At 67.3% G+C, this 26,223-nt stretch carries 30 protein-coding genes; 24 read left to right on the forward strand and 6 right to left on the reverse strand.

Features of this window, described 5'->3' with window-relative positions; all coding sequences use genetic code 11:
* The 3 genes from WA983_RS08210 to dhbA all read left to right on the forward strand — a co-directional run bounded on the left by WA983_RS08210 (position 1) and on the right by dhbA (position 2,718).
* Complete coding sequence (locus tag WA983_RS08210) at positions 1-1,221, forward strand: isochorismate synthase (RefSeq protein ID WP_424311898.1); 1,221 nt, start codon at positions 1-3, stop codon at positions 1,219-1,221.
* A 61-nt stretch (positions 1,222-1,282) separates the two neighbouring features.
* Entirely contained in the window at positions 1,283-1,921 is a 639-nt protein-coding gene (locus WA983_RS08215) for an isochorismatase family protein (RefSeq protein ID WP_424311899.1), read from the forward strand.
* Positions 1,918-2,718, forward strand: a complete 801-nt coding sequence (dhbA, locus tag WA983_RS08220; protein ID WP_424311900.1) for a 2,3-dihydro-2,3-dihydroxybenzoate dehydrogenase — start codon at positions 1,918-1,920, stop codon at positions 2,716-2,718. Before WA983_RS08215 ends, dhbA begins: the two co-directional genes overlap by 4 nt.
* Before the next feature lie 78 nt (positions 2,719-2,796).
* On the opposite strand, the gene WA983_RS08225 is transcribed toward dhbA, so the two are convergent.
* From WA983_RS08225 to WA983_RS08250, 6 genes are all read right to left on the reverse strand, one after another.
* The gene (locus WA983_RS08225; RefSeq protein WP_424248955.1) at positions 2,797-4,260 is read right to left on the reverse strand and encodes a glutamate synthase subunit beta; all 1,464 of its coding nucleotides are present in this window, start codon (positions 4,258-4,260) and stop codon (positions 2,797-2,799) included.
* 14 nt (positions 4,261-4,274) lie between these two features.
* Entirely contained in the window at positions 4,275-8,966 is a 4,692-nt protein-coding gene (locus WA983_RS08230; protein WP_424311901.1) for a glutamate synthase-related protein, read from the reverse strand.
* Between the two features lie 273 nt (positions 8,967-9,239).
* Positions 9,240-9,734, reverse strand: coding sequence for a hypothetical protein (locus WA983_RS08235; protein WP_424248958.1), 495 nt, complete (start codon positions 9,732-9,734; stop codon positions 9,240-9,242).
* Positions 9,735-9,816: 82 nt separating this feature from the next.
* Positions 9,817-10,278 (reverse strand): Spy/CpxP family protein refolding chaperone, encoded by a 462-nt coding sequence (locus WA983_RS08240; protein ID WP_424248960.1) that lies wholly within the window; start codon positions 10,276-10,278, stop codon positions 9,817-9,819.
* Positions 10,275-10,703 (reverse strand): anti-sigma factor family protein, encoded by a 429-nt coding sequence (locus tag WA983_RS08245; RefSeq protein ID WP_424248962.1) that lies wholly within the window; start codon positions 10,701-10,703, stop codon positions 10,275-10,277. The genes WA983_RS08240 and WA983_RS08245 overlap by 4 nt, the downstream gene beginning before the upstream one ends.
* Positions 10,704-10,718: 15 nt before the next feature.
* Positions 10,719-11,267 (reverse strand): RNA polymerase sigma factor, encoded by a 549-nt coding sequence (locus WA983_RS08250; RefSeq protein ID WP_424311902.1) that lies wholly within the window; start codon positions 11,265-11,267, stop codon positions 10,719-10,721.
* A gap of 129 nt (positions 11,268-11,396) precedes the next feature.
* Between WA983_RS08250 and WA983_RS08255 the strand changes: the two genes are divergently transcribed.
* The 21 genes from WA983_RS08255 to tatC all read left to right on the forward strand — a co-directional run bounded on the left by WA983_RS08255 (position 11,397) and on the right by tatC (position 26,203).
* Complete coding sequence (locus WA983_RS08255; protein ID WP_424248966.1) at positions 11,397-12,218, forward strand: ABC transporter ATP-binding protein; 822 nt, start codon at positions 11,397-11,399, stop codon at positions 12,216-12,218.
* Positions 12,215-13,003: a lipid asymmetry maintenance ABC transporter permease subunit MlaE gene (gene mlaE / locus WA983_RS08260; protein ID WP_424248968.1), complete on the forward strand. Its 789-nt coding sequence runs from the start codon at positions 12,215-12,217 to the stop codon at positions 13,001-13,003. The genes WA983_RS08255 and mlaE overlap by 4 nt, the downstream gene beginning before the upstream one ends.
* 37 nt (positions 13,004-13,040) lie before the next feature.
* A complete protein-coding gene (mlaD, locus tag WA983_RS08265) occupies positions 13,041-13,544 on the forward strand; it encodes an outer membrane lipid asymmetry maintenance protein MlaD (protein WP_424248970.1) in 504 nt (167 codons plus the stop codon).
* A 65-nt stretch (positions 13,545-13,609) separates the two neighbouring features.
* Complete coding sequence (locus WA983_RS08270; RefSeq protein ID WP_424248972.1) at positions 13,610-14,449, forward strand: MlaA family lipoprotein; 840 nt, start codon at positions 13,610-13,612, stop codon at positions 14,447-14,449.
* A gap of 74 nt (positions 14,450-14,523) precedes the next feature.
* Complete coding sequence (locus WA983_RS08275) at positions 14,524-15,174, forward strand: MlaC/ttg2D family ABC transporter substrate-binding protein (protein ID WP_424248974.1); 651 nt, start codon at positions 14,524-14,526, stop codon at positions 15,172-15,174.
* Positions 15,175-15,384: 210 nt separating this feature from the next.
* A complete protein-coding gene (locus WA983_RS08280; protein WP_424248976.1) occupies positions 15,385-16,176 on the forward strand; it encodes an ABC transporter ATP-binding protein in 792 nt (263 codons plus the stop codon).
* Positions 16,177-16,205: 29 nt separating this feature from the next.
* Positions 16,206-16,964, forward strand: coding sequence for an ABC transporter permease (locus tag WA983_RS08285; protein WP_424249002.1), 759 nt, complete (start codon positions 16,206-16,208; stop codon positions 16,962-16,964).
* 3 nt (positions 16,965-16,967) lie between these two features.
* Positions 16,968-17,219, forward strand: a complete 252-nt coding sequence (locus WA983_RS08290) for a BolA family protein (protein ID WP_424248978.1) — start codon at positions 16,968-16,970, stop codon at positions 17,217-17,219.
* A complete protein-coding gene (murA, locus tag WA983_RS08295; protein WP_424248980.1) occupies positions 17,212-18,465 on the forward strand; it encodes a UDP-N-acetylglucosamine 1-carboxyvinyltransferase in 1,254 nt (417 codons plus the stop codon). The genes WA983_RS08290 and murA overlap by 8 nt, the downstream gene beginning before the upstream one ends.
* Before the next feature lie 6 nt (positions 18,466-18,471).
* Positions 18,472-19,131: an ATP phosphoribosyltransferase gene (hisG, locus tag WA983_RS08300; protein ID WP_424311903.1), complete on the forward strand. Its 660-nt coding sequence runs from the start codon at positions 18,472-18,474 to the stop codon at positions 19,129-19,131.
* Positions 19,132-19,160: 29 nt separating this feature from the next.
* The gene (hisD, locus tag WA983_RS08305) at positions 19,161-20,468 is read left to right on the forward strand and encodes a histidinol dehydrogenase (RefSeq protein WP_424248984.1); all 1,308 of its coding nucleotides are present in this window, start codon (positions 19,161-19,163) and stop codon (positions 20,466-20,468) included.
* A 59-nt stretch (positions 20,469-20,527) separates the two neighbouring features.
* The gene (gene hisB, locus WA983_RS08310) at positions 20,528-21,115 is read left to right on the forward strand and encodes an imidazoleglycerol-phosphate dehydratase HisB (RefSeq protein WP_424249003.1); all 588 of its coding nucleotides are present in this window, start codon (positions 20,528-20,530) and stop codon (positions 21,113-21,115) included.
* A gap of 30 nt (positions 21,116-21,145) precedes the next feature.
* Positions 21,146-21,790 carry an imidazole glycerol phosphate synthase subunit HisH gene (gene hisH, locus WA983_RS08315; RefSeq protein ID WP_424248985.1) on the forward strand — a complete coding sequence of 215 codons (645 nt, stop codon included), beginning with the start codon at positions 21,146-21,148 and terminating at the stop codon, positions 21,788-21,790.
* Between the two features lie 46 nt (positions 21,791-21,836).
* Entirely contained in the window at positions 21,837-22,610 is a 774-nt protein-coding gene (hisA, locus tag WA983_RS08320) for a 1-(5-phosphoribosyl)-5-[(5-phosphoribosylamino)methylideneamino]imidazole-4-carboxamide isomerase (protein WP_424248987.1), read from the forward strand.
* Entirely contained in the window at positions 22,607-23,425 is an 819-nt protein-coding gene (gene hisF / locus WA983_RS08325) for an imidazole glycerol phosphate synthase subunit HisF (protein ID WP_424248989.1), read from the forward strand. Before hisA ends, hisF begins: the two co-directional genes overlap by 4 nt.
* Positions 23,422-23,871 carry a phosphoribosyl-AMP cyclohydrolase gene (gene hisI / locus WA983_RS08330; protein WP_424248991.1) on the forward strand — a complete coding sequence of 150 codons (450 nt, stop codon included), beginning with the start codon at positions 23,422-23,424 and terminating at the stop codon, positions 23,869-23,871. Before hisF ends, hisI begins: the two co-directional genes overlap by 4 nt.
* 52 nt (positions 23,872-23,923) lie before the next feature.
* Positions 23,924-24,268, forward strand: coding sequence for a phosphoribosyl-ATP diphosphatase (locus tag WA983_RS08335; RefSeq protein WP_424248992.1), 345 nt, complete (start codon positions 23,924-23,926; stop codon positions 24,266-24,268).
* Positions 24,269-24,350: 82 nt separating this feature from the next.
* Positions 24,351-24,719, forward strand: coding sequence for a histidine triad nucleotide-binding protein (locus WA983_RS08340; RefSeq protein WP_376811382.1), 369 nt, complete (start codon positions 24,351-24,353; stop codon positions 24,717-24,719).
* Between the two features lie 9 nt (positions 24,720-24,728).
* Positions 24,729-24,959 carry a Sec-independent protein translocase subunit TatA gene (gene tatA, locus WA983_RS08345; protein ID WP_424248995.1) on the forward strand — a complete coding sequence of 77 codons (231 nt, stop codon included), beginning with the start codon at positions 24,729-24,731 and terminating at the stop codon, positions 24,957-24,959.
* Between the two features lie 27 nt (positions 24,960-24,986).
* A complete protein-coding gene (gene tatB / locus WA983_RS08350; protein ID WP_424248996.1) occupies positions 24,987-25,391 on the forward strand; it encodes a Sec-independent protein translocase protein TatB in 405 nt (134 codons plus the stop codon).
* An 8-nt stretch (positions 25,392-25,399) separates the two neighbouring features.
* On the forward strand, positions 25,400-26,203 hold the full coding sequence (tatC, locus tag WA983_RS08355) for a twin-arginine translocase subunit TatC (RefSeq protein WP_424311904.1): 804 nt from the start codon (positions 25,400-25,402) through the stop codon (positions 26,201-26,203).
* Positions 26,204-26,223: the final 20 nt, after the last annotated feature.

Below are 26,223 nucleotides of genomic sequence, written 5' to 3' on the forward strand. Positions count from 1 at the left end.
ATGCCCGTCCGCACATCCACCGCATCAGACACTGGCGCCCTGGCCGGTTTCCAGCCGGGCGACAGCCTGTTCACCGCCCAGGGCCAGGGATTCCACGGCCAGGGCTGCCTGCTGCAGGCCACGCCCCGCGAAGACGTGGGCGCCTGCGCCGCGCGCCTGCTCGCCCAGGCGGCTGAACTGCGCGCAGAAGCGGACGCGACGAACACGGATACGTCCACGCCAGGCGGGCCCCGCCCGTCCGGTGCGGATGGCGCGCGCCCGCTGCTGCTGGGCCTGCTGCCCTACGACCCAGCCGGCCCGGCACCCGCCCAACTGCGCGTGCCCCGGTCGCTGCGACGCATCCACACGCCGTCCGGCCTGCCGCCCGCGCCCGGCACCGCCATCCTTCAGCGCCGGGAGTACCCCGACCAGACCGGATATGAACGCAGCGTATACGCGGCGCTTGAACGGCTGCACCGGAACGATGGCCTGCGCAAACTGGTGCTGTCACGCACCCTGGAACTGGAACTGGAGCGCCCTCTGGACCTGCCCGAGGTCCTCGCGCGGCTCTGGCAGGCCAGCCCGCACGGCCACACCTACGCGCTGCCGGTCTGCGCACACAGCCAGGATTATTTCCTGGGCGCCAGCCCGGAACTGCTGGTGCGCCGGGAAGGCCGCCGGGTGCGGGTGCACCCCTTGGCCGGCACGGCCGCGCGTCACCCCGATGCGGCCGAGGATGCCCGCATCGCCCAGGCGCTGCTGGGCTCACCCAAGGACCGGCTGGAACACACCGTCGTGGTCGAAGCCATCGAGGCCGCGCTGCGGCCGCTGTGCCGCACGCTGGACATCCCCGCGCAACCCGGCCTGACCTCGACCGCCCGGCTCTGGCACCTGGGTACGCTGATCGAAGGCGAACTGTCCGATCCCGCCATCAGCGCCCTGGACCTGGCCATCACCCTGCACCCCACTCCCGCCGTCTGCGGCCTGCCCACGGCGGACGCCCGGCGCGCCATCGCGGCACTCGAACCCTTCGAGCGCGGCTACTTCGCCGGCGCCGTGGGCTGGTGCGACACGGCCGGCGACGGCGCCTGGGCGGTCGCCATCCGCTGCGCCCATGCCAGCGGCCGCCGGCTGACCCTGTCGGCGGGCGCGGGCATCGTACCCGGTTCAGTCCCGACACTCGAATACCAGGAAACCGGCAACAAGCTGCGCACCGTCCTGGACGCGCTGGGGCTCGCCTGAGCCTCGAAGCCGTCCCCGGCGCCGCGACAGACCAGCCCGCACGCTCTTAAAAACCCGCACCATGACCATCCCCTCTCTCCCGCCCTACGCCATGCCCCGCCAGTCCGTGCGCAACCGCGTGGACTGGCGCCCCGACAGGCGCCGCGCCGCCCTGCTGATCCACGACATGCAGGACTATTTCCTGGGCAAATACGATGTGACGCAGGCGCCGATCCCCGACCTGATCGCCGCCATCGCCCGCCTGCGCGACCACTGCCGCGACCTGGGCATTCCCGTGTACTACACCGCCCAGCCCCCCGTGCAGCCCGACGCCGACCGGGCACTGCTGAACGATTTCTGGGGACCCGGCCTGACCGCACCGGAACACCAGTCCGGCGCGCACCTCGTCGCGGCCCTGACGCCACACCCCGAAGACACCGTGCTGACCAAATGGCGCTACAGCGCCTTCCAGCGATCCGATCTGCGCGAACGGCTGCGCGCGCAAGGCCGCGACCAGTTGATCATCACCGGCGTCTACGCCCACATCGGCTGCCTGGCCACCGCGCTGGAAGCCTTCATGCAGGACGTCCAGCCCTTCCTGGCCATCGACGCCTGCGCCGACTTCAGCCTGGAGGACCACCGGATGGCCATCACCCACGTCGCCCGCCGCTGCGGCGTCAGCCTGACCCTGGACGAAATCTTAGGAAATCTCCGATCATGAACGACTTCCACGACCGTCACATCCTCGTCACCGGCGCCGCCAGCGGCATCGGCGCCGCCGTCGCCCGCCAGTTGCTCGCCCGGGGCGCCCGCGTCTGCGCCGTCGACCTCGACGAAACCGGCCTGCAGCGCCTGCACGCGCTCGCAGTGGACGCCGCTCAGGGCGGCGCGGACCTGTCCGACCGCCTGTGGACCGCCCCGCTGGACGTGCGCGACGCCGCGCAAGTCGAAGACACCCTCACCCGGGCCGAAGCCGCCCTCGGACCGCTCCACGGCCTGGCCAGCGTCGCCGGCGTCCTCGAAATGGGCGACGTCACCGACCTGGACGACGGCCAATGGGCGCACTGCTTCGACGTCAACGCCACCGGCGTCTTCCACCTCTGCCGCGCCGTCGCCCGCCGCCTGCGCGCACGCCGCGCCGGCGCCATCGTCACCGTCAGCTCCAACGCCGCCACCACCCCGCGCCCCGGCATGGCCGCCTACGCCGCCTCCAAAGCCGCCGCCACCCAGCTCACCCGCTGCCTGGGCCTGGAACTGGCCCCCCACCGCATCCGCGTCAACATCGTCTCTCCAGGCTCCACCGACACCGCCATGCAGCAGGCCATGTGGTCACAGGGCAGCTCACGCGACACCGTCATCGCCGGCGACCCCGCCCGCTGGCGCCTGGGCATCCCCCTGGCCAAGATCGCCACCCCCGACGAAATCGCCCAGGCCGTCCTGTTCCTGCTCTCCGACCAGGCCAGCCACATCACCCTGCACGACCTGCGTGTCGATGGCGGGGCGACGCTGGATCAGTAAGAGAAGCGTGAGCCGGTGTGGGGCGGCCCTCCGGCTCTGGAGGGCCACCCTGCGACGGCGGATTTAGAACACAAAAAATCAGCGCGGCAACACCGACGAACCCATCAGATACTCGTCCACCGACCGCGCGCACTGCCGCCCCTCGCGGATCGCCCACACCACCAGCGACTGGCCACGCCGCATATCCCCCGCCGCAAACACCTTCGCCCGGGAACTGCAGTAATCATCCGTGTTCGCCCGCGCATTCCCGCGTCCGTCCATCTCCACCCCGAACGCCTCCAGCACCGACCGCACCGGCGACACGAACCCCATCGCCAGCAGCACCAGATCCGCCTGGACCTCGAACTGCGAATCCTTCACCTCGCGCATCTTCATCTGCCCGGTGGCCTTGTCCTTCAACCATTCCAGACGCGTCGCCACCAGCTTTTCCACCTTGCCGCCCTTGCCCTCGAAAGATTGCGTCCCCACCGCCCAATCGCGCTGGCAACCTTCCTCGTGCGAAGATGAAGTGCGCAGCCGGATCGGCCAATAAGGCCAGGTCTGCAGCTTGTCTTCTTCTTCCGGCGGACGGAACATCAGCTCGAACTGCGTCACCGACGCCGCGCCCTGGCGATTGCTCGTCCCCACGCAGTCCGACCCCGTATCGCCGCCGCCGATCACCACCACGTGCTTGCCCTTCGCGCTGATCGGCTTGGCAATGCGGTCGCCATGATTCACCTTGTTCTGCTGCCGCAGAAAATCCATCGCGAAATGCACCCCGCGCAACTCGCGGCCCGGCACCGGCAGATCGCGCGGCTGCTCCGACCCGCCCGCCAGCACCACCGCGTCATACTGCGCCATCAGCTCGTCGGGCGTCACCACCGTCAGCCCGTCCTCCGCGTGCGCGGCCTCGCCCACATAGGTCGAGGGAAAGAACTCCACCCCCTCGGCTTCCATCTGCGCCAGACGCCGGTCAATGTGCAGTTTTTCCAGCTTGAAATCCGGAATCCCGTAGCGCAGCAGCCCGCCGATGCGATTGCTCTTTTCATAGACCGCCACACTGTGTCCGGCGCGCGCCAACTGCTGCGCACAGGCCAGGCCGGCCGGCCCGGAGCCGATCACCGCGACCCGCTTGCCCGTCTTGCGCGCGGGCGGCTGCGGCACCACCCAGCCTTCCTTCCAGCCACGCTCGATGATCGTGTGCTCGATCGACTTGATGCCCACCGCATCGTCATTCAGATTCAGCGTACAGGCCGCCTCGCAAGGCGCCGGGCAGATGCGGCCGGTGAATTCCGGAAAATTGTTGGTCGACAGCAGCACGTCCAGCGCGCGCTTCCAGTCCTGGCGGTAGACCAGGTCGTTCCAGTCCGGAATGATGTTGTTGACCGGACAGCCATGCGTGCAGAACGGCACCCCGCAGTCCATGCAGCGCGTGCCCTGGACACGGGCCTGCTCGTCGGTCAGCGGCGAGACGAATTCCTTCCAGTGACGCAGGCGGGATTCCGGGGCCTCGTAAGCCGGCTTGACCCGCGCGAATTCCATGAAACCAGTGATTTTTCCCATGATGCAATGTTCCTTCAGGCAGCCTGGGCCTGGGTCTGGGCCGCCTGCCACAGTTCACCCAGCGCGCGGCGGTATTCGATCGGAGTGACCTTGACGAAGGCGCGACGCGCCTGATTCCAGTCGTCCAGGATTTCCCGGGCGCGGAAACTGCCGGTGAGGCGGAAATGGTTTTCCACCAGCCGGCGCACGATGGCCTCGTCCGTCTCGCGCGGGCCATTGCGATCCAGGCTGTGCCAGAACTGTTCTTCGCCTGCCTGCCGCTGGGCTTCGTCCGTCTCCATCGGGTCCAGGCGCACCATGCCGCTGTTGCAGCGGCGCGCAAAGACCTGCTCCGGGTCCCAGACAAAGGCAATGCCGCCGGACATGCCGGCCGCAAAATTGCGGCCCGTCTCGCCCAGCACGACCACGGTCCCGCCGGTCATGTACTCACAGCCATGGTCACCCGTGCCTTCCACCACGGTGGCGGCGCCCGAATTGCGCACCGCAAAGCGTTCGCCGGCCACGCCGTTGAAATAGGCCTCGCCGCCGGTCGCACCGTACAACACCGTGTTGCCGGCAATGATGTGATCCGGCCCGAACCCGCGGAAATCGTTGGGCGAGCGCAGGATCAGGCGGCCGCCCGACAGGCCCTTGCCGACGTAGTCGTTGGCCTCGCCCACCAGGTCCAGAGTCACGCCATGGGCCAGGAAGGCGCCGAAGCTCTGCCCGGCCGCGCCGTTGCACTGAATGTGGATGGTGTCGTCGGGCAGGCCTTCATGGCCGTAACGCGAAGCCACCGCCCCCGACAGCATGGCGCCGATGGTGCGGTTGCGGTTGCGCACCGGAGTGATGAAGGACACCTTCTCGCCTCGTTCCAGCGCGGCCTTGCTGCGCTCGATCAGTTGATGGTCCAGCGCGTGCGACAGGCCGTGGTCCTGATTGTCCGTGTGATGCACCGGATCCTCGGTGGCGACCTGGTGGAAGATGCGGCCGAAGTCCAGCCCGCGCGCCTTCCAGTGATCGATGCCCTTGCGCATGTCGAGCAGATCGGCGCGGCCGATCAGCTCGTCGAAGGTGCGGATGCCCAGTTGCGCCATGATCTCGCGCACTTCCTCGGCGACGAAGAAGAAATAATTGACGACGTATTCGGGCTTGCCGTTGAATTTCTTGCGCAGCACCGGGTCCTGGGTGGCGACCCCCGTGGGACAGGTGTTCAGATGGCACTTGCGCATCATGATGCAGCCTTCGACGATCAGCGGCGCCGTGGCAAACCCGACCTCGTCGGCCCCCAGCATGGCGGCGATCGCCACGTCACGGCCGGTCTTCATCTGACCATCGGCCTGCACGCGGATGCGGCTGCGCAGGCGATTCAGCACCAGGGTCTGCTGCGTCTCGGCCAGGCCCAGTTCCCAGGGGATGCCTGCGTGCTTGATCGAGGACACGGGAGAAGCCCCCGTGCCGCCATCGTGACCGGCGATCACCACGTGGTCGGCCTTGGCCTTGGCCACGCCGGTGGCCACCGTGCCCACGCCGACCTCCGCCACCAGCTTCACCGAGATCGAGGCGCGCTCGTTGACGTTCTTCAGATCGTGGATCAGTTGCGCCAGGTCCTCGATCGAATAGATGTCGTGGTGCGGCGGAGGCGAGATCAGGCCTACGCCCGGCACCGAATAGCGCAGTTGTGCGATGTAGTCCGTGACCTTGTGTCCCGGCAACTGGCCGCCCTCGCCGGGCTTGGCCCCCTGAGCCATCTTGATCTGGATCTGGTCGGCGCTGCACAGGTATTCGGCGGTGACGCCGAAGCGCCCCGAGGCCACCTGCTTGATGCGCGAGCGCAGCGAATCCCCCGCGGCCAGCGGCACGTCGGCGGCGATGCGGTCCGCCCCCAGCACCGAGGCCAGGCTGTCGCCCTTGCGCACCGTCGGCTTGCCCGCGCGCATCTCGGCGCGGTAACGCAACGCGTCCTCGCCGCCCTCGCCGGTGTTGGATTTGCCGCCGATGCGGTTCATGGCCACGGCCAGGGTCGCGTGCGCCTCGGTCGAGATCGAGCCCAGCGACATGGCGCCGGTGGCGAAGCGCTTGACGATTTCCTTGGCGGGCTCGACCTCCGACAGCGCAATGGCCCGGGCCGGATCGACACGGAACTCGAACAGGCCGCGCAGCGTCATGTGGCGGCGCGACTGGTCGTTGATGAGCTGGGCGTATTCCTTGAAGGTCGAGTAATTGTTGGCGCGCGTGGCGTGCTGCAGCTTGGCGATCGAATCCGGCGTCCACAGATGCTGTTCGCCCCGGATGCGGAAGGCGTATTCGCCGCCCGCGTCCAGCGCGTTGGCCAGGACCGGATCGGTGCTGAAGGCCGCCTGGTGGGTGCGCAAAGCCTCCTCGGCCACCTGGAAGATGTCGATGCCCTCGATGTTGCTGGGCGTGCCGGTGAAGTATTTCTTCACCAGGCTGCTGTGCAGGCCCACCGCCTCGAAGATCTGCGCGCCGGTGTAGGACATGTAGGTCGAGATGCCCATCTTGGACATGACCTTCTTCAGCCCCTTGCCGATCGCCTTGATGTAGTTTTCGGTGGCGTGGGGGTCACCCATCGACGTGAGCGTTTCCAGCGCCAGCCAAGGATGTACGGCCTCGGCGCCGTAACCGCCCAGCAGCGCGAAATGGTGCGTCTCGCGCGCCGAACCGGTCTCCACGATCAGGCCGGTGCGGGTGCGCAGGCCGGCGCGGATCAAGTGCTGGTGGATGGCCGAGGTCGCCAGCAGCGCGGGGATGGCGACGTGCTCCGCATCCACGCGCCGGTCGCTGATCAGCAGGATGTTGTCGCCGCTGCGCACCGCATCGGCCGCAGTGGCGCACAACGAAGCCAGGCAGGCTTCGATGCCCTCTCGGCCCCAGGCCACCGGATAGACGATGTCCAGTTCGCAGCAGCGGAACTTGTCGCCCGTCTGGCGGCTGATGTGGCGCAACTGCGCCATGGCGGCAGCGTCCAGCACCGGCTGGTTGACCTCCAGGCGCAGCGGCGGGTTGACGTTATTGATGTCCAGCAGGTTGGGCTTGGGCCCGATGAAGGACACCAGCGACATGACCATCTGTTCGCGGATCGGGTCGATCGGCGGATTGGTCACCTGGGCGAACATCTGGCGAAAGTAGTTGTAGAAAGGCTTGGCCCGGTCCGACAGCACGGTCAGCGGCGCGTCGTTGCCCATGGAACCAATGGCTTCTTCACCGTTCTTCGCCATCGGCTCCAGGATGAACTTGAGGTCCTCCTGGTTCCAGCCAAAGGCCTGCTGGCGATCCAGCAGGCTGGCGGACGGTTCGGGCAGGTCCTCGGCCTTCAGGGCGGGCAGGTCGTCCAGCTTCAGGCGCAGGCGCTCGATCCACTGCGGATAAGGGTGCGCGTTGGCCAACTGCGACTTGATCTCCTCATCCTCGATGATGCGGCCCTGCTGCAGGTCGATCAGCAGCATGCGGCCGGGCTGCAGACGCCATTTCTTGACGATGCGATGTTCCGGGATCGGCAGCGTGCCGGCCTCGGAGGCCAGGACCACCATATTGTCGTCGGTGATCAGGTAGCGCGCCGGGCGCAGGCCGTTGCGGTCCAGCGTGGCGCCGATCTGGCGGCCGTCGGTAAAGGCCACGGCGGCCGGGCCGTCCCAGGGCTCCATCAGGGCGGCATGGTATTCGTAGAAAGCGTGCCGTGACTCGTCCATGTCGGCGTGCTGCTCCCAGGCCTCCGGGATCATGATCATCATGGCGTGGGCCAGGGAATAGCCCGACATGACCAGCAGTTCCAGGCAGTTGTCGAACGTGGCGGTGTCGGACTGGCCTTCGTAGACGATGGGATAAAGCTTGCCCAGATCCTCGCCCAGCACGGCGGAACTCATCGCGCCTTCGCGGGCGCGCAGCCAGTTGAAATTGCCCTTGACGGTGTTGATCTCGCCGTTGTGGGCGATCATGCGATAGGGGTGCGCCAGCGGCCAGGCCGGGAAGGTGTTGGTGGAAAAGCGCTGGTGTACCAGGGCCAGGGCGGAGACGGCGCGGGTGTCGGCCAGGTCGCGGTAGTACAGACCCACCTGGCTGGCCAGCAGCAGGCCCTTGTAGACGACGGTGCGCACCGAGATGGAAGGCACGAAGTATTCCTGGCCGTGCGCAAGCTGCATGCGCTGGATGGCGTGACTGGCGGTCTTGCGGATGACGTAGAGTTTGCGCTCCAGGGCGTCGGGCACCATGATGTCGTGCCCACGACCGATGAAAAGCTGTCGGATGACGGGCTCGCAGGCGCGCACGGTAGGCGACATCTGCATGTCGCGATCGACAGGGACGTCGCGCCAGCCCAGCACCACCTGGCCTTCGTCGCGCACGGCGCGTTCCAGTTCACGCTCGCAGGCCAGGCGCGAGGCGGTTTCCTTGGGCAGGAAGACCATGGCGACGCCGTAGTCGTCGGGCTGCGGCAGGGTCACGCCCTGGGCGGCCATTTCTTCGCGGTAAAGCTGGTCGGGGATCTGGAGGAGGATGCCCGCGCCATCGCCCATGAGTTCGTCGGCGCCGACGGCGCCCCGGTGATCGAGGTTTTCCAGGATCTTGAGGGCCTGCTGGATGATGGCGTGGCTTTTGTGGCCTTTGATATGGGCGACGAAGCCGACGCCGCAGGCGTCATGCTCTTGTTCGGGGCGGTACAGACCCTGGGCGGCCGGCAGGCCGGGGGGACAGGAGACGGGGTGGGTCATGGCAGAACTCGCGAGGCGGAAAACGGGTACCGGTTCGAACGGCAGAACAGGGAAATTACCGCCCCAAGTCCTTGGTGACAATAGGATTTTTTATTGATGCGTCCCTATTTATAAAGCCAGCATTGATTTATACACATATATAGGGACGCATCAATTGATTTGAAATGAAAAAGCTTCTCCTGTCAGCAGAGCTTCAGATTCACGGGAAAATACGGATTGAACAGGGCTGGGATTTTTTTGCGGCCACCAGGCCCGGGCGCGCCGCCCGCCCGATCAATGGGGAATGCCAACCGCCTGCCAGCCGGGATGGTTGAAATACTCTCCATACTGGTTCAGCGCCCGCGCCAACTGCACGACGCCGGCGGCGCGCGGCTGCCCGGCCTGCTTGCCGCCTGCCACCTCAATGCCCTGAACCACGTCGGCCAGAACGACGTGCAGCACGGCATCAGCCTGCGGGCTCAGCTTGCAGTTCTCGACGACATACGCCACTTCACGGCCGGCCTGGGCGCTCAGCGCATCATATTGCGCGTCGGTCAGCGTGCCCTCATGTGCGGCCGGCAGCGCCTGCGCCACCGACTGATGCAGATTGCCCATGGCCAGGCGCAGGGGTTCGTCGGTCGCCCACTTGCTGCCGTGGTCCAGGGTCAGCGCCGTAGCCGGAGCATCGCCGTGATCGTGTGCATCGGCTGCAGAGGCAGGGCTGCCGACCAGGGCCAAAGGCAGCGCCAGGCACAGGGCGGGCAGGAAACGGAGGGTTCGGATTTTCATGAGACGGTTCCTTTGAAAGTCAGAGAAATGTCGTTGCGACATTCCAATAAACGAACCACCCCGCTCAAAGTTCCCTCCACGATCACCGACCGGCGCCGTGCAGACGCCGGATCTCTGCGGCGGGGTCCCCGTATTCCCGCACCAGCAGGCTCTTGAGCGCCGCCCTCTGACCGGCGTCGAGCAAGGCCTGCTCGGCCAGAAGCTGGGCGACGACCCGCTGCTGCTGTTCATCCTGGAGCCCGGCGATCCGTTCCCGCAGCGCGGCCACCCGGCCCCGATCCGGCGCATCAGCGAAAATCGCGTCCAGCAGGGCATCGCGCTGGGCATGAATGTCAGCCCAGTTCCGTGCCAGATCCCGCAGAAAGGGCTGCTCCAGAGCATCCCAGGCTTCGCGCTGGACGGGAGACAGGCCCAGCCGGTCCGCCAGGACCGCGTCATGCGCAGGCGCCGCCGTCCCCAGATGCCGGTAGGCGACCGCGACGGCGAACCCCAGGTTCAGGGCCAGGGATGCGGCCAGCAGAGGTTTCAAGATACGGCTGTTCATGTGTGCTCCTCGGGTGTGCCGCACAGGCCGGGGGCGCACAAGCCACCCGGGGGCACGGGGTCGAACAGGGACATCCAGACGGCCGGAGCGGCCTGACCGGGTGCCGCACCCAGGCCGGACCAGGCGCCCAGGCCCAGACCCAGCGCCAGGGAAGCCGCCACCGCCAGACCGGCCGGCCAGCCGCCGACCCAGGCACGCCAGTCCGGCATGGACACGGAGCGGCGTCGACGGTATGGACGCGCCAGATCGAGCCCGGGCAGGGGGTCCGGCAGGGCGTGCAGGGCGTCGGACAGGCCGCGCAGGGCGGCCAGTTCCCCGGAGCAAAGCGGGCAGGTCTGGAGATGCGCCTGGATCAGTGCTCGACGCCGAGGCGTGCGAGGCCCATCGAGCCAGGAGGACAACAGGACGGTTCTGGGACAAGGCATGGCGATTCTCCTCATTCAGCGGCGCAGGGCTTCCAACAGGGCGGCCCGCGCCCGGGCGATCCGGGACCGAACGGTGCCAGGGCTCAGATCCAGGGCGCGCGCAATGTCGTCGTAGGACAGATCCTCGATTTCTCGTAACAGCAGGACTTCGCGATGCGCGGGCGACAGGGTCGCCAGCGCGGACTCCAGTTGACTCACTTTTCGGGCGATTTCCAGGCGGGCGTGCGGCCCGGGCGCGGGGTCGGGCACGTCCAGAACGGCATCCAGCGGTTCGGTCCGCGCATGCCGGGCCCGGCGCAGATAGTCCAGGGCCCGGTTGTGCGCAATGCGGAACAACCAGGTCCGGAACGCGGCCTGCGGCCGCCAGCCGGGCAGCGCCTGGAAAGCCTTCAGAAAGGTGTCCTGCGCCAGATCGCGGGCCGTCTCGGGATCACGGATCATCCGCGCCAGGTAGCGATGAATCGCTCCTTGATGGCGCTCGACCAGCCACGCATAGGCGCGCCGGTCCCCGGCGCTGGCCCGCACCGCCTGTCGCTTCTCTTCGGAATCGATTTCTGTGTCCACATCCGCTATAACGCGCCACGCCGTCAAAAGTTCCCGGGCCGTTTCCCGGCGGTCCTCGCTCTCGCGACGACCAGAAAGCCGGCGGACAGGGCCAGGGTACAATGCCACACTGGAATCGATTGGTCCAACATGACGCATACCGACCCCGCCCCCCTTGTCACATTCGACGGTGTTTCGCTCGGCTACGGCGAATTCACCGTGCTGCGCGACGTCGACCTGCGGGTCATGCCGGGGCAGGTCGTCGCCATGATGGGCGGATCAGGTTCGGGCAAGACGACGCTCTTACGAGCGGTGACCGGGCAGTTGCCGGCGCAGGCCGGGCGTATTTCGGTGTTTGGCCGCGACATGGCCGAACTGCGGGGCGAATCCCTGCGCGAGACCCGCCAGCGTATGGGCGTGCTGTTCCAGGGCGGTGCGCTGTTTACGGATTTGAACGTGTTCGAGAACGTGGCGTTTCCGCTGCGCGAACACACCTGCATTTCCGAACACCAGATTCTGGAACGGGTGCTGGACAAGCTGCAGGCGGTGGGTCTGCGGCACGCGGCGCATCTGCGAATCTCGGAGATTTCCGGCGGGATGGCGCGGCGCGTGGCGCTGGCGCGGGCGATCGTGCTGGAACCCGAACTCATTCTGTATGACGAACCCTTCGCCGGGCTGGACCCGATTTCTCTGGGCATCACGGCGCAATTGATCCGCACGCTGACGGACCAGTTGGGCTGCGCGTCGATCCTGATCACGCACGACGTGGCGGAATCTTTCGCCATCGCGGATCAGGTGTACCTGATCGGCCAGGGCCGGCTGGTGGCCCGCGGCACACCGGCAGAACTGTCGGCCTCGCAAGACGAGTATCTGCAGCAGTTCCTGCAGGGTCGGCCCGACGGGCCGATCGGCTTCCACTATCCTCAGACGCCGGCCTTTGATCGCTGGCTGGCCGCCCGGAGGGCAGGATGAGTACGTTTGCGCAACGCATCGCTGCGCTGGGGCACGGCTTCGTGTCCATGATCGCCGGCCTGGGCGCCTTTGTCCGCCTGTTCGGTGCCATTCTGGCGCGCAGCAGCGTGCTGCTGCGCCGCCCGCGCCTGACGGCCCAGCAGGTCCATTTCATCGGCAATCATTCTCTGCTGATCATCGGGGTCTCGGGTCTGTTCGTGGGCTTCGTGCTGGGCCTGCAAGGCTATTACACGCTGAACCGCTACGGATCGGAACAGGCGCTCGGCCTGCTGGTGGCCCTGTCGCTGACGCGCGAACTGGGGCCGGTGGTCACGGCGCTGCTGTTCGCCGGGCGGGCCGGCACCTCGCTGACGGCGGAGATCGGCCTGATGAAGGCCGGCGAACAGATCTCGGCCATGGAAGTCATGGCCGTGGACCCCATCCGCCGTGTTCTGGCGCCGCGCTTCTGGGGCGGCGTGATCGCCATGCCGGTGCTGGCAGCGGTGTTTTCCATGGTCGGCATTCTGGGCGGCTGGTTCGTGGGCGTGGTGCTGATCGGCATCGACCCGGGCGCGTTCTGGTCGCAGATGCAAGGCGGGGTGGACGTGGTCGACGACGTGCTCAACGGCGTGATCAAGAGCCTGGTCTTTGGTATCGTCGTGACCCTGATCGCCCTCTACCAGGGCTGGACGGCACGCGCCACGCCCGAAGGCGTCTCTCGGGCCACCACCCGCACCGTGGTCAGCGGCGCCCTGGCGGTGCTGGGGCTGGATTTCCTGCTGACGGCGCTGATGTTCGCCCACTAAGGGCCTGTTCGCCAACTGAAACCTGCGGAACGAATTCATGACACGCGAAAAAACCGATTTCTGGGTAGGCCTGTTCATCCTGCTGGGCCTGATCGCTCTGGTGTTCCTGGCGCTGCGCGCCGGCAACATGAGCTCCTTTTCCTTCGCCCCCACCTACCGGGTGCAGGCGCATTTCGACAACGTGGGCAGCTTGAAGATCCGCGCGCCGATCAAGAGCAGCGGCGTGGTGGTCGGGCGGGTGTCCGCCATCGGCTTCGACAACCAGCGCTTCCAGGCCACGGTCACGATGGACCTGGAACAGCCCTATGTCTTCCCGAAGGATTCCTCGGCCTCGATCCTGACTTCGGGCCTGCTGGGCGAGCAATACATCGGCCTGACCCCGGGCGGAGACGACAAGAACCTGGCCGATGGGGGCACGATCGAGTTCACGCAATCCGCCGTGGTACTGGAAGACCTGATCAGCAAATTCCTCTACAGCTCGGCCGAAAAAGAAGGCTCGAAGGGCGCGGAGGGCGCCGTCGCACCGGCAGCCAGCCATTGAGCGGCTGCCCTTACAATATGCGACACTTCGACGTCCTCCCGGACCCCGACCCCACGAGACACGACATGAATTCCACCGCCCCGACGCTGGCCACGCCGCGTTCCCGACGCTTCACGGCCCGCACCGGGCTGGCCCTGGCGACCGCCGCCCTGCTGGCCGGCTGCGCGCAGGTGCCGCACCCCTCGCCCAACGATCCCTGGGAATCCTATAACCGGGGCATGTACGCCTTCAACGATACGGTGGACCGCGCGGTGCTCAAGCCCATCGCCACGGGCTACGAGACCGTCACGCCGCGCCCGGTGCGCACCTGTATCCACAACATCTTCAGCAACCTGAGCGACGTCTGGTCCGGCGTCAACAGCCTGCTGCAGGGGCGTGGCCGCGATTTCGTGGACACCTTCGGACGCGTGCTGTTCAACACCACGGCGGGCCTGGGCGGCTGCATCGACGTCGCTTCGATGCACGGCGCCCGCAAGATTCCCAACGATTTCGGCATGACGCTGGGCGTCTGGGGCTTTGGCCAGGGGCCGTACTTCGTCCTGCCCTTCATGGGCCCCAGCACGGTGCGCGACGGGGTCGGCACGGCCGTCGCCCTGACGGTGCCTTCGAGCCCGGCCGCCGCCGTCTTCACCATCGACAACGTGCCGGTCCGCAATTCCATCCTGGGCCTGTACATCGTCGACACGCGCGCCAACCTGCTGGAAGCCGACCGCCTGGTGGACCAGATCGCGCTCGACAAGTACAGCTTCATCCGCGACGCCTACCTGCAGCGCCGCAAGTCCATGCTGGACAGCCGCCAGCAGGGCGGCCGCGCTTCGACGGCAGACGACCTGGACCGCGAGGCGGCGCCGGCCGATACGAATCTGCCGGTCTACGACGATCCGGACGAGACGCCGGCGAAATAATGCAAACCAGCCCGGGGGCGCGTTCGACCCGGGCACCGCTCCGCCCCACGCGGGTGGACGGCCACACGGAGACGATGATGCACTTTTCTTCTTTCCTCCCGACCCTGCGCCGAGCGATCGGCCCGTGCCTGCTGGGCGCAGCCCTGGGCCTGTCCGCCGCCTCCGCCGGCGCGGCCGAACGCACGGTCGACCCCAAGGCCGCACCGAACGACTTCCTCGAAGCCGTCGCCAACAACATGCTGGACGCGGTCAAGGCCGATCCCCAGGCGCTGCACGGCGACCCGGGCCACATTGCGGACCTGGTGCGCCGCTACGCCATCCCCTACGTGGACATGAACAAGACGACGCGTCTGGCCGCGGGCCGCTACTGGCGCCAGGCCTCGGCGGCTCAACAGGATGCGCTGGTCCAGGCTTTCACGGGCACACTGATCCGCACCTACAGCGGGGCGTTCACGCGGGTGACGTCGGGCACGACGATCTCGCTGCTGCCTTTCCGGGGCGACCCGAAGGCGGACGACGCGGTCGTTCGCACGACGATCTCGCAGCAGAACAGCCCGGCGATCGGGGTGGACTACCGGCTGGAACAGACGGACGCGGGCTGGAAGGTCTACGATCTGAACGTAGAAGGCATCTGGCTGATCCAGAACTACCGCAACCAGTTCGCCTCCGAAATCAACCGCAGCGGCATCGACGGGCTGATCTCGGCGCTGAACGCGAAACAGTGATTTTGTGTTCTAAACACGCCTGCACGCAGGCATGAAGGCAGGGCCGCCCTGTTCGGCGGTCCTTCCTCGTACGAACGGGCGGCGGGCAAACTCGGCCTACGGCCTCAAACAGTACCCGCCTTGTCTCCCGCTCTCCCTTCGGAAGCCGCCGGCGCCTCACGACCGCCTATAATGTCCGATGGCGCCCACTTGAGGGCGCATTGCCTGCCCATGCCTGCTCTCGATCTGCAACACGTCTCCAAAATCTACGCCCCGCACCAGCGATCCTGGCGCGACCGCCTGAGCGGCCGCCCTGCGTCCGCAGGCTTCCAGGCCCTGCGCGACGTCAGCCTGACGGTCGAGCACGGTGAATTTTTCGGCCTGCTGGGCCCCAACGGAGCGGGCAAGACCTCGCTGATCTCCATCCTGGCCGGACTGTCCCACGCCACCCGGGGCAGCGCCCGGGTCTGCGACTACGACGTGGTCAACGACTTCCGCCAGGCCCGTCAGTCGCTGGGCGTCGTGCCCCAGGAAATCGTCTACGACCCTTTCTTCAGCGTCCGTGAAACCTTGCGGCTGCAATCCGGGTATTTCGGCCTGCGGAACAACGACGACTGGATCGACGAGATCCTGGACAACCTGGGGCTGCTGGACAAGGCCGATGCCAATATGCGCGAGCTGTCCGGCGGGATGAAGCGCCGTGTGCTGGTGGCACAGGCCCTGGTGCACCGTCCGCCCGTGATCATCCTGGACGAGCCGACCGCCGGGGTGGACGTGGACCTGCGCCGCACCCTGTGGGACTTCATCACACGCCTGAACCAGGCCGGACACACGATCCTGCTGACCACCCATTACCTGGAAGAGGCCGAATCCCTGTGCGGGCGCGTGGCGATGCTGAAAGCCGGCCAGGTCGTGGCGCTGGACACCACCCAGTCGCTGATGGCACGGGTGGGCGGCGCCGACCTTGAAGACGCCTTCGTACGCATCATGCACGACGATTCCGTGCTGGAGGCCGAACTGTGATCCGCCCCGTCTCCCAGACCCGCCCCGAGATGGGTTCGGGCTTTCCGACCCTGCTGCACAAAGAGCTGATGCGCTTCTGGAAGGTCGGCCTGCAGACCATCGCCGCCCCGGTGGTGACGGCGCTGCTGTATCTGCTGATCTTCTCCCATGTGCTGGAAGACCGTGTGCAGGTGTACGACGCCGTTTCCTACACCGCCTTCCTGATCCCCGGACTGATGATGATGAGCATGCTGCAAAACAGCTTTGCCAATCCGTCCTCGTCCCTGATCCAGAGCCGCATCACCGGCAACCTGATCTTCGTGCTGCTGCCGCCGTTTTCCCATCGCCAGATCTTCGCCGCCTACATCCTGGCGGCGGTCGCCCGCGGGCTGGCCGTGGGCGTCTGTGTCTGGCTGGTGGCACTGTTCTTCGTGCGCCTGCCGGTCACGGCCCCGCTGTGGCTGCTGGTCTTCGCGGTGCTGTCCTGCTGGATCCTGGGGGTTCTGGGCCTGATCGCCGGCCTGTGGTCGGAAAAATTCGACCAGTTGGCGGCCTTCCAGAACTTCCTGATCCTGCCCGCCACTTTTCTGTCGGGCGTGTTCTATTCGATTCACAGTCTGCCGCCCTTCTGGCAGGAAGTCTCACGCTGGAACCCGGTGTTCTACATGATCGACGGCTTCCGCTACGGATTCTTCACGGCGTCTGACGTTTCCCCCTGGCGCGGCCTGGCCATCGTGCTGGCCGTCGCCGTGGCCCTGAGCCTGTTCGCCTTGCGCCTGCTGGCGCGCGGCTACAAACTACGGAGCTGAACCATGTCCCCCACACCCGAGCACGTCCGCCAGTACATCGCCGACAACCTGCCCTGCGAACACCTGGAAGTCTCCGGTGACGGCGCCCACTTCGAGGCGCTGATCGTCAGCCCCGTCTTCGAGGGCAAACGCACGCTGGCCCGCCACCAGGCGGTCTACCAGGCCCTGGGGGACCGCATGCGCGCGGAAATCCACGCCCTGTCGATGCGCACCCTGACACCATCCGAATACGAAACCACCAAGACCAATGGATAAGCTGCTGATCCAGGGCGGCCGCCCGCTGCACGGCGAAATCGCCATCTCGGGAGCCAAGAACGCCGCCCTGCCGATCCTTTGCGCGTCGCTGCTGACCGCCGACCCGCTGGCACTGGACAACGTCCCGGCCCTGCGCGACATCGGCACCACCCTGACCCTGCTGCAACGCATGGGCGTGCGCGCGGAACGCGGGGGCGAGACCCGCGTCACCCTCCAGGCCGATCAGGTGTCCAGCCAGGAAGCCCCCTACGAACTGGTCAAGACCATGCGGGCATCCATCCTGGTGCTGGGACCGCTGGTGGCGCGCTTCGGCCGCGCCCGGGTCAGCCTGCCGGGCGGCTGCGCCATCGGCCAGCGGCCGGTCGACCAGCACATCAAGGGCCTGGCCGCCATGGGCGCGCGCATCCACATCGACCACGGCTTCGTCGTGGCCGAAGCCGAGCGCCTGCGCGGCGCCAACATCCTGACGGATATGGTCACGGTGACCGGCACGGAAAACCTGCTGATGGCAGCCACCCTGGCCGATGGCCGCACCGTGCTGGAAAATGCCGCCTGCGAACCGGAAGTCGTCGATCTGGCGCACGTCCTGATCGCCATGGGCGCGCACATCGAAGGCCACGGCACCGACCGCATCGTCATCGAGGGCGTGGAGCGCCTGCACGGCGCCTCCCACCGCATCGTGCCCGACCGCATCGAAGCCGGTACATTCCTGTGCGCCGTGGCCGCCACGGGGGGCGACATCACCCTGCGCCACGCGGCCCCCGACACGCTGGGCGCCGTGCTGGACAAGCTGCGCGACGCCGGGCTGGAAATCACCACCGGGCCGGACTGGATCCGCGCCCGCATGTCCGCCCGGCCGCGCGCGACGGGCTTTCGCACCAGCGAATACCCGGGCTTTCCGACTGACATGCAGGCCCAGTTGATGGCCCTGAACACCCTGGCCGAAGGCACCGCCGTCATCACCGAGAACATCTTCGAAAACCGCTACATGCACGTGCAGGAACTGCGCCGCATGGGCGCGGACATCGAGATCGACGGCCACACCGCCGTCGTCCAGGGCGTCGAGCAGTTGCTGGGGGCCACCGTCATGGCCACCGACCTGCGCGCCTCGGCCAGCCTGGTGATCGCCGGCCTGGCGGCCAGCGGCCAGACCACGGTGGAACGCATCTACCACCTGGACCGCGGCTACGAACGCATGGAACACAAGCTCCAGGCGTTGGGCGCGGACATCCAACGCATCCAATAAAGCGACATGGCTCAACCCCCCCTGACCCTGGCCCTGTCCAAAGGCCGCATCTTCGAAGAAACCCTGCCGCTGCTGGCCGCCGCCGGCGTGGGCGTGCCGGAAAACCCCGAGTCCTCGCGCAAGCTGATCCTGCCCACGGACTCGGACGAACTGCGCATCATCATCGTGCGTGCGTCCGACGTGCCCACCTACGTCCAGTACGGTGCGGCCGACTTCGGCATCGCCGGCAAAGACGTGCTGCACGAACACATGGCGCAGCACCCGGGCGGGCTGTACCAGCCCATCGACCTGAACATCGCCCGCTGCCGCCTGTGCGTGGCCGCCCCCGAGGGCTTCGACTACCAGGCCGCCGTGCGCCAGGGTTCGCGCCTGCGCATCGCCACCAAATACGTGCGCGCCGCGCGCGAACACTTTGCCGCCAAGGGCGTGCACGTGGACATCATCAAGCTCTACGGCTCGATGGAACTCGCCCCGCTGGTGGGCCTGGCCGACGCCATCGTCGATCTGGTGTCCTCGGGCGGCACGCTGCGCGCCAATCGCCTGGTCGAGGTCGAGGAAATCCGCCAGATTTCCTCGCGCCTGATCGTCAACCAGGCCGCGCTCAAGATGAAGGGTGAACGCCTGCAACCGTTCCTGGGTGCCTTCGCCCGCGCCGCTACACAGTAAGATAGACCATTCACACTCTGGTTCCCGCCATGTCCCTGATTCACCGCCTGGATGCCCGCGCTGCCGATTTCGATGCGGCCCTGACCCGGTTGCTGGCCTATGACGCCTCGCAGGACGAGGCCATCGAGACCGCCGTGCGCGACATCCTGCACGACGTGCAGACGCGTGGCGACGCGGCGATCCTGGACTACACGGCGCGCTTCGACCATGTCCGGGCCGACCGCCTGGACGCTCTGGAAATCCCCCGTGCCGACTGGCTGGCGGCCCTGGACGGCCTGCCCGCCGACCAGCGCGCCGCGCTGGAGGCCGCCGCAGACCGCGTGCGCCGCTACCACGAGCACCAGCGCGCCGAGACCTGGACCTATACCGAACCCGACGGCACGATGCTGGGCCAGCAGGTCACCCCGCTGGACCGCGTCGGCCTGTACGTGCCGGGCGGCAAGGCCGCCTACCCGTCCTCGGTGCTGATGAACGCCATCCCGGCCAAGGTCGCCGGCGTGCCCGAACTGATCATGGTCACCCCCACGCCCGGCGGCACGCGCAATCCCATGGTGCTGGCCGCCGCCGCTCTGGGCGGCGTCGATCGCGTGTTCGCCATCGGCGGGGCGCAGGCCGTGGGCGGACTGGCCTACGGCACCGCCACCCTGCCGGCGGTGGACAAGATCACCGGGCCGGGCAATGCCTATGTGGCCGCCGCCAAGCGCCGCGTGTTCGGCACGGTGGGCATCGACATGATCGCCGGCCCATCCGAAATCCTGATCGTGGCCGACGGCAGCACGCCGGCCGACTGGCTGGCCATCGACCTGTTCTCCCAGGCCGAGCACGACGAACTCGCCCAGGCCATCCTGCTGTGCCCGGACGGCGGCTATCTGGACGCCGTCCAGGCCGCCATCGAACGCCTGCTGCCGACCCAGCCGCGCGCCGACATTCTGCGCGTCAGCCTGGCCAACCGGGGCGCGCTGATCCGCACCGACAGCCTGGAGCAGGCCTGCGACATCGTCAACCGCATCGCCCCGGAACACCTGGAAATCTCCGCGCGCGATCCACAGGCCCTGCTGCCTCTGATCCGCCACGCCGGCGCGATCTTCCTGGGAGCCTACAGTTCTGAATCCCTGGGCGATTACTGTGCAGGACCGAACCACGTCCTGCCCACCGCGCGCACCGCGCGCTTCTCCTCGCCGCTGGGCGTGTATGATTTCCAGAAGCGCAGCAGCCTGATCCAGGTTTCGCACGCCGGCGCCCAGACCCTGGGCCGCATCGCCGCCACCCTGGCCACCGGCGAGGGCCTGCACGCCCACGCCGCCAGCGCCTCGCTGCGCCTGGACGCGCAGCCCTGAACCCACCCGCCCGGCCCCCACGGGGCCGCGCGGCTCACACCGATCACCTACCCATGTCCATGCGCACCGCCACCATCGAACGCAACACCCAGGAAACCCGCATCCGCGTCAGTATCAATCTGGACGGCACCGGCACCCGCAGCCTGAACACCGGCGTGCCCTTTCTCGACCACATGCTGGACCAGATCGCCCGCCACGGCCTGTTCGACCTGGACGTCCACTGTGACGGCGACACCCACATCGACGACCACCACAGCGTCGAGGACGTCGGCATCACCCTGGGCCAGGCCTTCGCCGCCGCCGCGGGCGACAAGGCCGGCCTGCGCCGCTACGGCCACGCCTACGTGCCGCTGGACGAATCCCTGTCGCGCGTGGTGGTGGACCTGTCCGGCCGCCCCGGCCTGTTCTATTTCGTGGACTACGCCCGGGCGCGCATCGGCACCTTCGACGTCGATCTGGCGCGTGAATTCTTCCAGGGCTTCGTCAACCACGCCCTGGCGACCGTGCACATCGACAACCTGCGCGGGGAAAACGCCCACCACCAGTGCGAAACGATCTTCAAGGCCTTCGGCCGCGCGCTGCGCATGGCCACCGAAGTCGATCCGCGCGCCGGCGGCGCCATCCCCTCGACCAAGGGTACGCTGTAATCCCGCTCTCATAGCCAGGACTCCCGCATCGTGACCCGCATCGCCATCGTCGACTACGGCATGGGCAACTTCCATTCCGTCGCCCGCGCTCTGCAAGCCGCCGCACCCGACCACGACATCCGCATCGCCCGCGGCGCCGACGAGATCCGCGCCGCCGACCGTATCGTGTTCCCGGGCCAGGGCGCCATGCCCGACTGCATGCAGACGCTGATCACGTCCGGACTGCGCGACGCGGTGCTGCAGGCCGCCCGTGAAAAACCGCTGCTGGGCGTGTGCGTGGGCGAACAGATGTTGTTCGACGCCAGCGACGAGGGCGACACCCCCGGCCTGGGCCTGTTCGCCGGCCGCGTGCGCCGCTTCCAGGGGCCGGCCTTCGACCACGCGACCGACGACGGCGCCCGGCTGAAAGTCCCCCACATGGGCTGGAACGCCGTCACCCAGACCCGCGCCCACCCGCTGTGGGACGGCATCGCCCAGGACACGTCGTTCTACTTCGTCCACAGCTATTACGCCGAACCCGCCGACCCGGCGCTGACCGCCGGCACCAGCCTCTATGGCCTGCCGTTCTGCTGCGCCATTGCGGACGGCAATATTTTTGCCGTACAGTTTCACCCTGAAAAGAGCGCAGCCCCCGGGCTGCAGATGTATCGCAACTTCACCCGCTGGCAGCCCTGAAGCCTCCGGCCTCCGGCACCACACCCTTTCCGTACCGACGACGACCATGCTGCTCATCCCCGCCATCGACCTCAAAGACGGGCATTGCGTGCGCCTGCGCCAGGGCGACCTGGACCAGGCCACCGTGTTCTCCGAAGACCCCGCCGCCATGGCCGCCCAATGGGCCGCCCAGGGCGCACGCCGCCTGCATCTGGTGGACCTGAACGGCGCCATCGCCGGCAAGCCGCGCAACCGCGCCGCCATCCAGGCCATCGTGGACACCGTGGACGACGCCATCCCGGTGCAGATCGGCGGCGGCATCCGCGACCTGGACACGGTCGAATACTACCTGGACAACGGCATCTCCTACGTCATCATCGGCACGGCCGCCGTCAAGGACCCGGGCTTCCTCAGCGACGCCTGCTCGGCCTTCCCCGGCCACATCATCGTCGGCCTGGACGCGCGCGACGGCAAGGTCGCCACCGACGGCTGGTCGAAACTGACCCGTCACGACGTGCTGGACCTGGCCCGCAAATTCGAAGACTACGGCTGCGAGTCCATCATCTACACCGACATCGGCCGCGACGGCATGCTGTCGGGCGTCAACATCGAAGCCACCGTGCGCCTGGCGCAGTCCGTGCACATCCCCGTCATCGCCTCGGGCGGCGTCGCCTCGCTGGACGACATCCGCGCCCTGTGCGAAGTCGCCGACGAAGGCGTCGATGGCGCCATCCTGGGCCGCAGCCTGTACGAAGGCACCCTGGATTTCGCTGCCGCCCAGAATCTGGCTGACGAACTGGTCGGCCCCCCGGACGATGAAGGCGAGGACGCCGACGCATGACCCAAGCCGCCGCTCCCCTGGCCGACTCGCCGGCCCCGTCGGGCCTGTGCCGCCGCATCATCCCCTGCCTGGACGTCAACGCCGGGCGGGTGGTCAAGGGCGTGAATTTCGTCAACCTGACCGACGCCGGCGACCCGGTGGAAATCGCCCGCCGCTACGACGAGCAAGGCGCCGACGAGATCACCTTCCTGGACATCACGGCGACGTCCGATGACCGCGACCTGATCCTGCCCATCATCGAAGCCGTGGCGCGTCAGGTCTTCATCCCCCTGACGGTCGGCGGCGGCGTGCGCCAGGTGGCCGACGTGCAGCGCCTGCTGGACGCGGGTGCCGACAAGGTCTCGATCAACAGTGCCGCCATCGCCCGCCCCGAACTCGTGGCCGAGGCCGCTCGCCACCACGGCTCGCAATGCATCGTCGTGGCGCTGGACGCCCGTCGCGTCTCCGGTGCCGACGAGGACCCGCGCTGGGAAATCTTCACCCACGGCGGACGCCGCGCCACCGGCCTGGACGCCGTGCAATGGGCGCGCCGCATGGCCGATCTGGGCGCCGGTGAACTGCTGCTCACCAGCATGGATCGCGACGGCACCAAATCCGGCTTCGACCTGGAACTGACCCGCGCGGTTTCGGATGCCGTGCCGGTGCCGGTGATCGCCTCCGGCGGCGTCGGCACCCTGCAGCACCTGGCCGACGGCATCCTTCAGGGCCATGCCAGCGCGGTACTGGCCGCCAGCATCTTCCACTTCGGCCAGCACACTCTGGCCGAGGCCAAAGCCTACCTGGCCGCCCGGGGCATCCCGGTGCGATCCGCATGACGACGCCCGGCCCCAGCACACCCACCGCCGGCGCTCCCGACGACTGGCTGGCGGCCCTGCGCTTTGACGATCAAGGCCTGATCCCCGCCATCGCCCAGGACGCCCAGACCGGCACCGTGCTGATGGTGGCCTGGATGAACGCCGAAGCCGTCCGCGAAACCGTACGCACCGGCCGCGCCGTGTACTTCTCGCGTTCGCGCGCCCGGCTGTGGCGCAAGGGCGAGGAATCCGGCCACGTCCAGCAGGTCCACGACATCCGCCTGGACTGCGACGGCGACGTGCTGCTGCTGAAGATCACCCAGATCGGCGGCATCGCCTGCCACACCGGGCGCGAACGCTGCTTCTATCGCGGCCTGGACCTGGGCGGCGACCAACCAGCCTGGGTCGAACAGGACCCGGTGCTGAAGGACCCCGCGGCCATCTACGGCCACCCTCACAGCCACTGAACACCCGCGCCGGGCCGAGCGCCCGGCCCGCCTTCGATCACGGATTGCCCACATGACGACTTCCTCCACCGCCGATACCCTGGCCCGGCTGGCCGACACGCTGGCGACGCGCCGGCCCGATCGCGGCGGCGATCCGCAGTCGTCCTATACCGCCAAACTGCTGGCGCGCGGACCGGATGCCTTCCTGAAGAAGATCGGTGAAGAAGCCACCGAACTGGTCATGGCCGCCAAGGATGGCGACCGCGACCAGATCGTCTACGAGACTGCCGACCTGTGGTTCCACTGCCTGGTCGCCCTGACGCACTTCGACCTGCGGCCCGAAGACGTGCTGGCCGAACTGGCCCGCCGCGAGGGCCTGTCCGGGCTGGAGGAAAAAGCGGCCCGCCCCAAGGATTGACATGCTCAAACCAACCCTCACAAAAATATGGCAACATATGGGATTGATCGGGTCGATGTCCGGCCCCGCCTCGTAGATCCCCATGAGCCACGATTGCCTGTTCTGTAAAATCGCCCGGCACGAAATCCCCGCCCGCATTGTCCACGAAGACGACGAATTCCTCGCATTCCACGACATCAATCCGGCGGCGCCCGTGCATTTGCTGCTGATTCCAAAACATCACGTCGCCTCCCTGGCCGAACTCGGCCCCGCCGACGGCGACTGGCTGGCCCGCATGCTGCGCCTGGCGCCCGAAATCGCCTTCGCCAACGGCTGCAACCCGCTGCCTGCCGGAGGCTTCCGTCTGGTGGCCAACACCGGCACCGAAGGCGGCCAGGAAATCGATCACCTGCATTTCCACATTCTGGGGGGCGAACGCCCCTGGTCCAATCGTGCGGCACCCGCCGCTTAAGGAGTTCTCATGGGTAGCTTCAGCATCTGGCATTGGCTGATCGTCCTGGTCATCGTGGCCCTGATCTTCGGCACAAAAAAATTGCGCAACATGGGTGAAGACCTTGGCGGCGCCGTCAAGGGCTTCAAAAAGGGCATGAAAGACGCGCAGGATGACTCCGCCGCCAAACCGGCCGTCACCCAGCAGACCCAGGACTCCGGCACCGTGGACGTACAGGCCCGCGAAAAGAACGACGCCTGACCCTCACCGCCGCGCACCGGATCCACTATGTTTGATGTCAGCTTCAGCGAACTGATGCTGATCGGCGTCATCGCGCTGATCGTCATCGGCCCCGAACGCCTGCCCAAGGTCGCCCGCACGGTCGGGCACCTGCTCGGCCGCGCCCAGCGCTACGTGAACGAGGTCAAGACCGACATCCAGAAGGAAATGGACCTGAAGGAAATCGGCGACATCAAGAACCAGATGGAAGACGCCGCACGCTCGGTGGAATCCTCCATGACCTCATCGGTGGATGAACTGAAAGCCGCCGTCACCCAGCCCGCGCAGTCGATCAAGGACACCCTGGATCAGGCCCGTCAGACGCTGGATCCGCTGCCGCCGACCGGCTCTGCTGCGACGTCGCCCGAACCTGCGCGCCAGCCCGCGCCGGCCCCCACCGATTCCAGTCACTGAAGCACGGCATGACAGACGCTTCCAACGACTCGTCCCAGGACACGTTCATCTCCCACCTGATCGAACTGCGCACACGCCTGCTGCGGGCCGTGGTGGCCGTGATCGGCATCTTCGTGGTGCTGTTCATCTATCCGGGCCCGTCGATGATCTACGACTTCCTGGCCCAGCCCATGCTGGCCTCGCTGCCCCAGGGCACGCGCATGATCGCCACGGGGGTCATCACGCCCTTCATGGTGCCGATCAAGGTCACCCTGCTGGCATCCTTCGTGCTGGCCCTGCCGGTGGTCCTGTACCAGGCCTGGGCCTTCGTCGCCCCGGGCCTGTACCGCCACGAACAGCGCCTGGCGCTGCCCCTGATCGTCTCCAGCACCCTGCTGTTCCTGCTGGGCATGGCGTTCTGTTATTTCGTGGTCTTCCACACGGTCTTCACCTTCATCGCCCACTTCGCGCCGCAGTCCATCACCCCGGCGCCGGACATCGAGGCCTACGTCAACTTCGTACTGACCATGTTCCTCGCCTTCGGCGTGACCTTCGAAGTCCCGATCGCGGTCATTCTGCTGGTCAAGACCGGCATGGTCACGGTGAAGAAACTGCGTGAAGTGCGCGGCTACGTGATCGTCGGCGCCTTCGTCGTCGCCGCCGTGGTGACGCCGCCCGACGTCCTCAGCCAGATCCTGCTGGCCGCGCCGCTGTGCCTGCTGTACGAAATCGGCATCCTGGCCGCCGCCGCGATCGAGAAGCGCAAGCCGGAGTCTGAGGATGAATCGGACGCCGCAAAGACAGCGGTCCAGTCTGGTGACGATCCTGGCTGATCAGGGCATTGTGCAGGCGA

It is taken from the genome of Castellaniella sp. (genome assembly GCF_049650445.1).
Classification (GTDB): domain Bacteria; phylum Pseudomonadota; class Gammaproteobacteria; order Burkholderiales; family Burkholderiaceae_B; genus Castellaniella.

Coding starts and splice junctions, on each gene's coding strand:
- WA983_RS08255 (WP_424248966.1), top strand. CDS start 11,397: ATGACGCATACCGACCCCGCCCCCCTTGTCACATTCGACGGTGTTTCG.
- hisD (WP_424248984.1), top strand. CDS start 19,161: ATGTCCCTGATTCACCGCCTGGATGCCCGCGCTGCCGATTTCGATGCG.
- murA (WP_424248980.1), top strand. CDS start 17,212: ATGGATAAGCTGCTGATCCAGGGCGGCCGCCCGCTGCACGGCGAAATC.
- tatC (WP_424311904.1), top strand. CDS start 25,400: ATGACAGACGCTTCCAACGACTCGTCCCAGGACACGTTCATCTCCCAC.
- hisF (WP_424248989.1), top strand. CDS start 22,607: ATGACCCAAGCCGCCGCTCCCCTGGCCGACTCGCCGGCCCCGTCGGGC.
- WA983_RS08340 (WP_376811382.1), top strand. CDS start 24,351: ATGAGCCACGATTGCCTGTTCTGTAAAATCGCCCGGCACGAAATCCCC.
- hisI (WP_424248991.1), top strand. CDS start 23,422: ATGACGACGCCCGGCCCCAGCACACCCACCGCCGGCGCTCCCGACGAC.
- hisB (WP_424249003.1), top strand. CDS start 20,528: ATGCGCACCGCCACCATCGAACGCAACACCCAGGAAACCCGCATCCGC.
- WA983_RS08290 (WP_424248978.1), top strand. CDS start 16,968: ATGTCCCCCACACCCGAGCACGTCCGCCAGTACATCGCCGACAACCTG.
- tatB (WP_424248996.1), top strand. CDS start 24,987: ATGTTTGATGTCAGCTTCAGCGAACTGATGCTGATCGGCGTCATCGCG.
- dhbA (WP_424311900.1), top strand. CDS start 1,918: ATGAACGACTTCCACGACCGTCACATCCTCGTCACCGGCGCCGCCAGC.
- WA983_RS08270 (WP_424248972.1), top strand. CDS start 13,610: ATGAATTCCACCGCCCCGACGCTGGCCACGCCGCGTTCCCGACGCTTC.
- mlaD (WP_424248970.1), top strand. CDS start 13,041: ATGACACGCGAAAAAACCGATTTCTGGGTAGGCCTGTTCATCCTGCTG.
- WA983_RS08210 (WP_424311898.1), top strand. CDS start 1: ATGCCCGTCCGCACATCCACCGCATCAGACACTGGCGCCCTGGCCGGT.
- WA983_RS08235 (WP_424248958.1), bottom strand. CDS start 9,734: ATGAAAATCCGAACCCTCCGTTTCCTGCCCGCCCTGTGCCTGGCGCTG.
- WA983_RS08335 (WP_424248992.1), top strand. CDS start 23,924: ATGACGACTTCCTCCACCGCCGATACCCTGGCCCGGCTGGCCGACACG.
- WA983_RS08230 (WP_424311901.1), bottom strand. CDS start 8,966: ATGACCCACCCCGTCTCCTGTCCCCCCGGCCTGCCGGCCGCCCAGGGT.
- WA983_RS08285 (WP_424249002.1), top strand. CDS start 16,206: ATGGGTTCGGGCTTTCCGACCCTGCTGCACAAAGAGCTGATGCGCTTC.
- WA983_RS08280 (WP_424248976.1), top strand. CDS start 15,385: ATGCCTGCTCTCGATCTGCAACACGTCTCCAAAATCTACGCCCCGCAC.
- WA983_RS08225 (WP_424248955.1), bottom strand. CDS start 4,260: ATGGGAAAAATCACTGGTTTCATGGAATTCGCGCGGGTCAAGCCGGCT.
- tatA (WP_424248995.1), top strand. CDS start 24,729: ATGGGTAGCTTCAGCATCTGGCATTGGCTGATCGTCCTGGTCATCGTG.
- WA983_RS08245 (WP_424248962.1), bottom strand. CDS start 10,703: ATGCCTTGTCCCAGAACCGTCCTGTTGTCCTCCTGGCTCGATGGGCCT.
- WA983_RS08275 (WP_424248974.1), top strand. CDS start 14,524: ATGATGCACTTTTCTTCTTTCCTCCCGACCCTGCGCCGAGCGATCGGC.
- hisG (WP_424311903.1), top strand. CDS start 18,472: ATGGCTCAACCCCCCCTGACCCTGGCCCTGTCCAAAGGCCGCATCTTC.
- mlaE (WP_424248968.1), top strand. CDS start 12,215: ATGAGTACGTTTGCGCAACGCATCGCTGCGCTGGGGCACGGCTTCGTG.
- hisA (WP_424248987.1), top strand. CDS start 21,837: ATGCTGCTCATCCCCGCCATCGACCTCAAAGACGGGCATTGCGTGCGC.
- WA983_RS08240 (WP_424248960.1), bottom strand. CDS start 10,278: ATGAACAGCCGTATCTTGAAACCTCTGCTGGCCGCATCCCTGGCCCTG.
- WA983_RS08215 (WP_424311899.1), top strand. CDS start 1,283: ATGACCATCCCCTCTCTCCCGCCCTACGCCATGCCCCGCCAGTCCGTG.